The following is a 9,108-nucleotide window of genomic DNA, read 5'->3' on the forward strand; positions in this document are numbered from 1 at the left end:
GCGCCGGGATTTAGCGGAAATCGTTAAGCTTGGCGTCCATTTCTCGCAGCTTGGCCAGCTTCTGATCGGTTGGCACCAATACCTTGGCAGCCTTGATCGGATTGCTGCTGGGCAACTCGCCGTTGATCTTCTCGATCGCTTCCTGGGCCAGATGACGCACCATCGGCGAGGGATCCTCGGTGGCGGCAGTCGAGAGCACGTCGATCGCGCTGGGATCGCCGATTTCGCCCAGGGCATAAATCGCGGTCCCTCGGCTCCGCTCGTCGTTGGTCTCGTTGACGTATTCGATAATTGGCTTGGCCCCGCGCGAGTCACCGATTCGACCTAGGGCGGCGGCGACGTGCAGTTTGACCGCCGGCTCCACTGAACGCAAAAACAGCAGTTGGCTGAGCAAGGGCACCGCGTCGTGGACTTGCCGCGCCCCCAACATATCAATAGCTTTTATCTTCACCCGCGCGTCTGGATCGGAGAGCGCTTGCAGCAGCAGTACGTTGGCTTGCGGATCCTTAATGTCGCGCAGCTTGCGCAGCGCTTCCACTCGGACTTTGGGATCGACATCGTTGAGGCCGCGCTGGGCGGCTCTCATCTGCTGTTCGATATCGGCGTGACTGCCTGTGCTGCCCCCATTGGCACCGCCGAACACCCCGCCCATCGGGGCTATCTGGGGCAAGGCCGCCGCCTGCCCCGCCATATTGGCTTGCGCCGCGGCTATCACGGGCAGGGCGATCAATCCGAATGCGCCGATTGCTGCTGCGAACAGCCGCGGTTTAAACATCGTCACTACCTCCGGCCCAAAAAACTCATCGCAGGTGGCACAGATCATCGATGATAGGCTTAGGAAATGCAACCTCGGGCTAACGCCCGCAGACGGCGCGGCTCACCGTGGCTGGGCGCGCTCGCTTTGGGACTACTGGCAGGACCGCTACTGTGGGCGGCCAGCTCGCCCAATCTTCCTGCCGGCCTGATAATTCCCGCCTACCACCCGGGCAAGGTGCAGTTTCATCCCGGCGATGAGCTGCGTTATCGGGTTAGCTGGATGGGCTTGCCAGTGGCGTTGGCCCGAGTGACGTTAAGCAACGAACCCGCGCGCGCGGGGAGCTGGGCGGGAGATGTCTGGGTCACTACCAATCCGGTAATTGCAGTGTTTTACCAGTTTCGCGCCCATTTGCACGAAGTGCTGGAGGCAGAGGAGCTGACCACCCATCTGCTAACGATTAAACAACGCGAGAACCGCCGCACCAGCGAGTACGTGGTGCATTTCGAGCCACGGGAGGGAGTGGTGGAAGCCAGCCGCCATACCTCGCACGGCACGGAAACCAAGCGCTTTGTGGCCCGCCATCCGGTCGGACCTATTGCCGGCGCCTTGCTGGCGCTCTCCCAGCCCTTGGCGGCAGGCGACAACCTTACCTTCGACGTCTTTGTCGGCACCAATCGCTACGTGTTCGATTTCGCCGTGCGCGGGCGCGAAACCTTGGCCACCGACCAAGGCGATAACTTGGCCACTTTGAAAGTCTTACCTAACCTGCGATACATCTCGGCGGGCCGCGACCATTATCGGGTCGAGCAGGTGGTGGTTTGGCTGACCGCCGATTCGCGCCACATTCCGGTGCGTATCATGGCCGACACTTTCGTGGGCCGGCTCTACGTCGACCTGGCCGGGATCGGCCCGGACGGAACCTAGGCGGCGCAATGATCCAATCGCACCCCCTAATCCGCGCCTTCGTGGCCTTGCGTCTGGAGCCGGCAGCGGCGAGCGCGGTGGCAGCCTTCCAAACCGAATTGCGTCTGCTGTCGGCTGAGGTGGCTTGGACCCGAGCGACCAATTTCCATGTCACCGTGCGTTTTCTAGGCAACCAGGTTGCACCCGCGCTGCTGGCCGCGCTCACTCCGGGCTTGGCCGCGATTGCCGCTCGCACCCCGCCCTTCACGATCGAGATCCGCGGCACCGGCAGCTTCCCCTCAACCCGCCCGCGTGTCCTATGGGTCGGTATACGCAGCGATCCCCTAAAGGCCTTGGCGGCCGAAGTCGAGGCTTCGGTCCGCGCCGCAGGATTTCCGCCGGCCGCTCCCTTGGTGCCCCATCTAACCCTGGGGCGGATGCGGGGCGGCTCTCGCCTGGGAGGCGAGCTGGGGCCGGCGCTGCGCCGGGCAGCGGATCGATGCTTGAGCACTTCGGCTATCGACCGGCTCGTCCTATATCAGAGCCGGCTGGGGGCCGGGGGAGCGACCTACCTCCCACTGCATGAATTTGCGCTGGAGGGTGGACCTGGGGACAAACCCTGATGCACGCGATGTCAGAGTGCCAAAGGACCGGGCCTGGGCGACATTTGCACGCGACGCGGAAAGAGTTTGATTGCTCACCCCCCCGGACCACGAGAAATAAAGGGAGGGAACGCAGGCGGTGGAGACTTTTTGCGCGGCCAACTAGCGCCCTGGCCACCATTTTGTGCAAAGATGTGGCAACTTAAACTGGCCGGCCGCAATTTCAGTGCTGGCCGATACGCGCGGAGTGCCCCCGTGGCTCAAGATATACGAAGCAAGGCCCTGGAACTGGCGCTGAGTCAGATCGAAAAGCAGTACGGCAAGGGCTCGATCATGAAGCTGGGCGAAGACGCAATCGAACGCGATATTGCGGTTATTTCTACCGGCTCGCTCAGCCTTGACTTGGCCCTGGGGGTCGGTGGTCTGCCGCGCGGGCGAGTGGTGGAAATTTATGGCCCGGAGTCCTCGGGCAAGACCACCCTGGCCTTGGAATGTATCGCGGAGGCGCAGAAGCTAGGCGGGATTGGCGCCTTTATCGATGCCGAGCACGCCTTGGACGTAAGCTATGCGCGCAAGCTTGGGGTCAAGGTCGAGGACCTGCTGATCTCACAGCCCGACAACGGCGAGCAGGCGCTGGAGATTGCCGAAACCCTGGTCCAGTCGGGCGCGATTGACGTGCTGGTGATTGATTCGGTGGCGGCGCTGGTGCCACGGGCTGAAATCGAAGGCGAGATGGGCGAGCCGCAGATGGGTCTGCAGGCTCGTCTGATGTCTCAAGCGTTGCGCAAGCTGACCTCGATTATCGCCCGCTCGCGCACCATCGTGGTCTTCATCAACCAGATCCGGATGAAGATCGGCGTCATGTTCGGCAATCCGGAGACTACCACCGGCGGCAACGCGCTTAAGTTCTATGCCTCGCTGCGAATCGATATCCGGCGCATCGGCACGATCAAAAATGGTAATGACGTGATCGGGTCGCGCACCAAGGTCAAGGTGGTCAAAAACAAAGTCGCGCCCCCTTTTCGCGAGGCCGAATTCGATATCCTCTACGGCTCGGGCATCTCCAAGGAAGGCGAGTTGGTCGATATCGCGGCCGAACACAACATTATCGAGAAGCTGGGCGCCTGGTATTCCTACGGCGGCGAGCGGATAGGTCAGGGGCGCGAGAACGCGCGCGAGTTCCTTAAGGCCAATCCCGCGCTGGCGGCCCAAGTCGAGGCCCAGGTCCGCGAAAAATTGACCCCCAAGGCCGAAGCCAACACAGACTCATCCAACCCGCCCGACGGCGTCGCCGCGCCCAAGCGTAAGCCCGGCGACTAAGCCCGGCGCCGCCGGCCCCTACTATCAACTTCCGCCGCGCCGATCGGCTACAATATTGCTGCCATGCATTGGACCACAGACGCTATCCGCCAGTCCTTCCTGGATTTTTTCGCCCGCCACGGCCATCGGATCGAGCCCTCGGCTCCGCTGATCCCCAAAGGCGATCCTACCCTGCTGTTCACCAACGCCGGGATGGTGCCCTTCAAAGACTATTTCCTGGGGCTGCGCACGCCGCCGGTGCGCCGAGTGGCGGATTGTCAGAAATGCCTACGCATTTCCGGTAAACACAACGATCTCGAGGCGGTAGGCCGCGATACCTACCACCACACCTTCTTCGAGATGCTGGGCAACTGGTCCTTTGGTGATTACTACAAGGCCGAGGCAATCGCCTTCCATTGGGAGTTGGTCACCAAGGTCTGGGGGCTTAAGCCGGAGCGCTTGTGGGCTACGGTCTACACGAGCGATGAAGAGGCCTATGAGGCTTGGCGCGCGCTGCGGGTGTTGCCCGCCGAGCGCATCTTGCGCTTTGGCGAGGCCGACAACTTCTGGGAGATGGGCGAGACCGGGCCCTGCGGCCCATGCTCGGAGATTCATATCGACCGCGGCGGCGCCGCGTGCGATGGCCGCGGCCATCAGGGCCAGCCCTGCGCGGTCAACGTCGAGGGCTGCGCGCGCTTCATCGAACTAGCCAACCTGGTCTTCATCCAGTACAACCGCGACGCCCAGGGCGTGCTCACCCCGCTGCCGATGACCCACGTCGATACGGGGACCGGGCTGGAGCGGGTCGCGGCAGTACTGCAAAGCGAGGAAGTCGGCCACACGCTGGGCAACTACGATATCGACCTCTTCCAAATCGTCATCGGGCGCATTGCCCAACTCGTTGACGCTCAGGGCTCCGGCGCGACATACGGACAGGGGCCAGATCTGGACATCTCGTATCGTGCGATCGCCGATCACTCTCGCGCGGTGGCGTTTCTGGCAGCAGAGGGTCTTCGTCCCGGCAAGAACGGGCAAGAATACGTTCTTCGGCGGCTGATTCGTCGCGCATCATGGCATGGACGCCGCTTGGGGCTACACACGGCGTTCTTAAGCGAGGTCTGTGAGACCGTGGTTGATGCGATGGGGCGCGCTTATCCCGAGCTCGTTAGCCACCAGGCGACTATCCGTGAGGTGGTATCGGCAGAAGAAGAGCAGTTCAGCACTGTTGTCGAGGCCGGCCTTAAAAGGATCCGTGATTTCTTCACGCCGCCCCCTCCAGGCTCGGCTTTTTCCATCGGCGGCCGCACACTCCCTGGCAATCTCGCGTTCGAACTGCACGACACCTACGGTTTTCCGATCGACCTTACCCAAGCGGTGTGCCGGGACTATAGCGGGACAGTCGACCTAGCGGGCTTCGAGCAGCTAATGGAACAGCAGCGGGCCCGCGCCCGCGGCGCGCGCAAGGAAAACACCGACGCCCCCGAGTTGCGTCTTACGGGCGAGATCAGGTCGCGCTTCGTGGGTTATCACGATCTGAGCGGCGAATCCGAGGTGCTGGCCGTTCACGAGGGCGAGCAGGGCCGGATTGAGCTGGTGACGGCAGAAACCCCCTTTTATCCCGAGGGCGGCGGTCAGGTCGGCGATCGCGGCGTGATCAGCGGTCCCGGCGGCGCGCAAATCGAAGTGCTGCAGACTCGCAAGGCCGACGGCGCGATCGTCCACGTGGGCGTGCTGCGCGCCGGCAACGGACGCGAGTTCGCGCCTGGTGTAGCGATCAGGCTCGCGGTTGACAAGGCTTGGCGCACGGCCGCGATGCTCAATCATTCGGCCACTCACATCCTGCATTCCGCGCTGCGCGAACGGCTGGGAACCTCGGTCCATCAGGCCGGCTCCTACGTGGGACCGGAGCGGATGCGTTTTGACTTTAGCCATACTGGCGCGGTCTCGTCCGTCGATTTGCAGGAAATAGAAGCGGAGGTCAACCAGCGCATTCGCGCCGATGCGCCCGTGACGGTGGAAGAAATGGCGTACCCCGACGCCCTGGCGTCGGGCGCCCTGGCCTTTTTCGGCGACAAGTACGGCGATCGAGTTCGCGTGGTGCGGATGGGCGACTTTTCGGTGGAGCTGTGCGGCGGCACGCACGTCGCACGTACCGGTGAAATTGGTCTATTCAAGCTGACGGGGGAAAGCGGCGTGGCCGCCGGCGTGCGCCGCATCGAAGCCCAGACCGGCGCCGGCGCCTTGGAAACCGTGCGCCGGCGCGAAGCACTGCTACGAGAGATTGGAGAGCAGTTGCGCGCGCCCGACGAGGCCGCTCTGGAACGCTTGCAGCGGCTGCTCGCGCACGAAAAGGAGCTGGAACGCAAGCTGCGCTCGCTAGAAGCCAAGCTGGCCGCCGGCACCGCCACCGCGCCCGCTCAGGAGCAAGTGCGCGAGCTTAACGGCATCAAGCTGGTAACCCGCAAGCTGATCGGCGTGGAAGCGGCTGCTTTGCGTCCGCTCGCCGATCAACTCCGCCAGCAATTGGGCTCGGCGGTGGTAGTGCTGGGATCGGTGATGGAGGACAAGGTGGCACTGCTAGCGGCGGTCACGCCCGACCTCACCAGTCGGGTCAAGGCAGGCGATCTGATCAAGCATCTAGCCCCCATGGTGGGCGGCTCGGGTGGCGGCCGGGCGGATTTCGCCCAGGCCGGTGGCCATCTGCCCGCCAAGCTCGACCAGGCCCTAGACGAGGCCGGCGCATGGCTGGGCCGGCGCTGAGCCAGTATCGCTTTGCCTATGAAGGGGTTAAAGTCAAGTTGTGTTCTGGTGCGTTAGTAAGTTGGAGTAAGGGGCGGCCGCGCAGACGCGACTGCCGGCAATATTAAAGGAGGACGACTACCGCCATTTCACAAACAGTTAACGAGGATTTCCTAGAGCTTCACTTCGACGATCAGCGCCTGTTCAGCGATCTGTTGGGGCAAAATGACGCCCACGTTCGCACCATCGAACAGGGGCTGGAAGTTAGCATCGGGGTTGGCGGCAACGCGCTGAAAGTCGGCGGCCAGCCGGCTCAGCAAGCCTTGGCGAGCAAGCTCTTAAGCGAGCTTTACGAATTGCTCAAGGGCGGCTACCCGATTTACCCCAGCGACGTTGACTATTCGCTGCGCATCCTGCGCAGCGACCGCAATGCCTCCTTGCGCGATATCTTCCTGGACACCGTTTACATCTCCGCCCACAAGCGCATCATCACCCCCAAGAGCATCCATCAGAAGCTCTACATCGACGCGATGCGGACCCACGATGTGGTCTTCGGCATCGGCCCCGCCGGCACCGGCAAGACTTACCTAGCGATGGCGATGGCACTGGCGGCGCTGATGAAAAACCAAGTCACCCGGATGGTTCTATGCCGGCCGGCGGTGGAAGCAGGCGAGCGGCTGGGCTTTTTACCCGGCGATCTGGCGGAGAAGGTCAACCCCTATCTGCGCCCGCTCTACGATGCGCTGCATGACATGGTTGATTACGATCGTGCGCGCCGGATGCTGGAGCGCGGCACGATCGAGGTAGCGCCGCTGGCTTTCATGCGGGGGCGCACCCTGAACGATTCCTTCATCATCCTGGACGAGGCCCAAAACACCACCTCCGAGCAAATGAAAATGTTCTTGACCCGCTTGGGCTACAATTCCAAAGCGGTCATCACCGGCGATATCACCCAAATCGATTTGCCCAGCGGCAAATTATCGGGACTTAAGGAAGCGCGCACTGTGCTGAGCGATACCCACGGCATCAGTTTCGTCTACTTCGACGAGCGCGACGTGGTTCGCCATCGCTTGGTGCAGGCGATTATCACCGCTTACGAGTCGGCCAGCGGCGAGTCGGCCGTACCTCTCAACGGCAACCGCTTCAATCCCTGAGGTGAAGGTCCAGGTTACCTGCGAACTGGCCGCCGGGCGCGGCCTGGCTGGCGCGGTGGGCGCCGATGCGCGCCGCCTGCTGCGCGAATATCGGCTGCGCGCGGCGGAATTGTCTTTAGTGCTGACCGGCGACTTGGCTATCCGCGCGCTCAATCAGCGCTTCCGCCAGCACGATCGTGCCACCGACGTGCTTTCTTTTCCCCAGTTCGATGACCCCTTGACCATCGGCCGCGCAAAGCAAGGCAGTACACCGTTGCCCTTGGGCGATATCGTTATCTCGCTGGAGACGGCCGCCCGCCAAGCACGCCGGATGGACCTTCCACTGGCGGAGCGGCTACGAATGCTGCTCGTGCATGGCTTCCTGCATCTGCTCGGCTTCGATCACGAGCGCTCACGGCGCGAGGCCCGCTTGATGTTCGGGCGCGAGCGCGAGCTGCTTGCGCTGCTGGCCGCCACGCCGCTTGCTAGAGTCGGTGCGCGCTCATGACTACCCTCTCGGCGCTGCCCCATCCCCGCCAATGGCTGATGCATTTTACGCGCGCCTCGACCGTTGCCAGCGCGCTGGATAATCTGGAAGCGATCCTGCAGGAGGGGCGCATTCGCGCCAGCGGCCGCATGATCGCCGGCCGCCGGCCCGTGGTCTGTCTGTTCGACCTGAGCCTGGAGCAAGTGGGCCAACTGCTCGAGCCCCGGGCCCGCCGCCGTTATCAACCCTTCGGGATCGCGCTTGACCGCCGTCACGCCTTCGCCCAAGGAGCTCGCCCGGCAATCTATCTGCCCCGGCGCGAGGCATCCCAGTTGCTGGCGGCCGAACAGCAATGGCGGGTGGTTGGATTGGAATTGAGCGGAGCCAAAAGTGTGGATTGGACGTTCGAGCACGAATGGCGCATTCCAGGCGATCTCTGTTTTACCTCCACTCAGGCCTTGGCCCTGGTGGAAAGCTGGCACGATGTCGATGTTATTTACCAGCGTTTTGCCGGCCGACCCCCATGCGCGGGCGTCCTGCCGCTTAACGCGTTGACCCCTCCCGCATGAATCCCCCGAGCGTGTTAACTCGAATCGCGCTGGCCGTGCTGAGCGGGGCGTTGCTGGCGCTTGCCTTTCCCAAGTTCGACCTCAACCTGTTGGCCTGGATCGGGCTGATTCCGCTCTTCCTTGCGCTGGAGGGACAGCCGTTGCCGCGGGTATTCGGTTATTCGCTGGTGCAGGGACTGGCGTTGTTCATCGGCGGTCTGTACTGGGCGGTCATCCCACTTCACAGCTTTGCCGGCACTTCACTGCTGGTAGCGATCGGACCGATGCTGTTGCTCGCGCTGGTCGAGGCACTTTATTCCACCGTCGCGCTGACGGTGGCAGCCTTTATTAACCGTCGCCTGCACCTGCCCTGGCTGCTGACGCTGCCGATTACTTGGACCGCGGCAGAATGGCTGCGCAGCTTCTTTCCCGTCGGCTTTCCCTGGAACCTGCTTGGCTACACGGCCTATCGCAATCTAAGTTTGATTCAATTCGCCGAATTCACCGGCGTCTATGGCATCTCGGCCCTTATCGTTTTTTTCAACGCGGTCATCTATACCGTCCTCACCGCTCCCCCCAGAGCTCATCGCGTAAAGGTGTGGGCACTCTCGGTGCTGACCACGCTGATGGTCGGGGCGGT

9 protein-coding genes are annotated in these 9,108 nt (G+C 62.7%); 8 read left to right on the forward strand and 1 reads right to left on the reverse strand.

Features of this window, described 5'->3' with window-relative positions; all coding sequences use genetic code 11:
• Positions 1–10 precede the first annotated feature (10 nt).
• Complete coding sequence (locus VKV28_15595) at positions 11–775, reverse strand: HEAT repeat domain-containing protein (protein ID HLH78228.1); 765 nt, start codon at positions 773–775, stop codon at positions 11–13.
• Positions 776–841: 66 nt separating this feature from the next.
• Here VKV28_15595 and VKV28_15600 point away from each other — a divergent pair, with 66 nt between their 5' ends.
• The 8 genes from VKV28_15600 to VKV28_15635 all read left to right on the forward strand — a co-directional run.
• A complete protein-coding gene (locus VKV28_15600) occupies positions 842–1,681 on the forward strand; it encodes a DUF3108 domain-containing protein (protein ID HLH78229.1) in 840 nt (279 codons plus the stop codon).
• 8 nt (positions 1,682–1,689) lie between these two features.
• Entirely contained in the window at positions 1,690–2,283 is a 594-nt protein-coding gene (thpR, locus tag VKV28_15605) for an RNA 2',3'-cyclic phosphodiesterase (protein ID HLH78230.1), read from the forward strand.
• A 234-nt stretch (positions 2,284–2,517) separates the two neighbouring features.
• On the forward strand, positions 2,518–3,582 hold the full coding sequence (gene recA / locus VKV28_15610; GenBank protein HLH78231.1) for a recombinase RecA: 1,065 nt from the start codon (positions 2,518–2,520) through the stop codon (positions 3,580–3,582).
• Positions 3,583–3,645: 63 nt separating this feature from the next.
• Positions 3,646–6,321: an alanine--tRNA ligase gene (gene alaS, locus VKV28_15615; protein HLH78232.1), complete on the forward strand. Its 2,676-nt coding sequence runs from the start codon at positions 3,646–3,648 to the stop codon at positions 6,319–6,321.
• A 194-nt stretch (positions 6,322–6,515) separates the two neighbouring features.
• Positions 6,516–7,454: a PhoH family protein gene (locus tag VKV28_15620; GenBank protein HLH78233.1), complete on the forward strand. Its 939-nt coding sequence runs from the start codon at positions 6,516–6,518 to the stop codon at positions 7,452–7,454.
• A 1-nt stretch (position 7,455) separates the two neighbouring features.
• Positions 7,456–7,941 carry an rRNA maturation RNase YbeY gene (ybeY, locus tag VKV28_15625; GenBank protein HLH78234.1) on the forward strand — a complete coding sequence of 162 codons (486 nt, stop codon included), beginning with the start codon at positions 7,456–7,458 and terminating at the stop codon, positions 7,939–7,941.
• Positions 7,938–8,489 (forward strand): hypothetical protein, encoded by a 552-nt coding sequence (locus tag VKV28_15630; GenBank protein ID HLH78235.1) that lies wholly within the window; start codon positions 7,938–7,940, stop codon positions 8,487–8,489. Before ybeY ends, VKV28_15630 begins: the two co-directional genes overlap by 4 nt.
• An 11-nt stretch (positions 8,490–8,500) precedes the next feature.
• Positions 8,501–9,108: hypothetical protein (locus VKV28_15635; protein ID HLH78236.1), on the forward strand; the 608-nt coding region annotated here is incomplete at its 3' end.

The organism is Candidatus Binataceae bacterium (assembly GCA_035294265.1).
Lineage (GTDB): Bacteria > Desulfobacterota > Binatia > Binatales > Binataceae > DATGLK01.

Excerpts from the sequence above, each read along its gene's own strand:
- VKV28_15595 (HLH78228.1), bottom strand. The coding sequence starts at position 775 with ATGTTTAAACCGCGGCTGTTCGCAGCAGCAATCGGCGCATTCGGATTG.
- VKV28_15600 (HLH78229.1), top strand. The coding sequence starts at position 842 with ATGCAACCTCGGGCTAACGCCCGCAGACGGCGCGGCTCACCGTGGCTG.
- thpR (HLH78230.1), top strand. The coding sequence starts at position 1,690 with ATGATCCAATCGCACCCCCTAATCCGCGCCTTCGTGGCCTTGCGTCTG.
- alaS (HLH78232.1), top strand. The coding sequence starts at position 3,646 with ATGCATTGGACCACAGACGCTATCCGCCAGTCCTTCCTGGATTTTTTC.
- VKV28_15630 (HLH78235.1), top strand. The coding sequence starts at position 7,938 with ATGACTACCCTCTCGGCGCTGCCCCATCCCCGCCAATGGCTGATGCAT.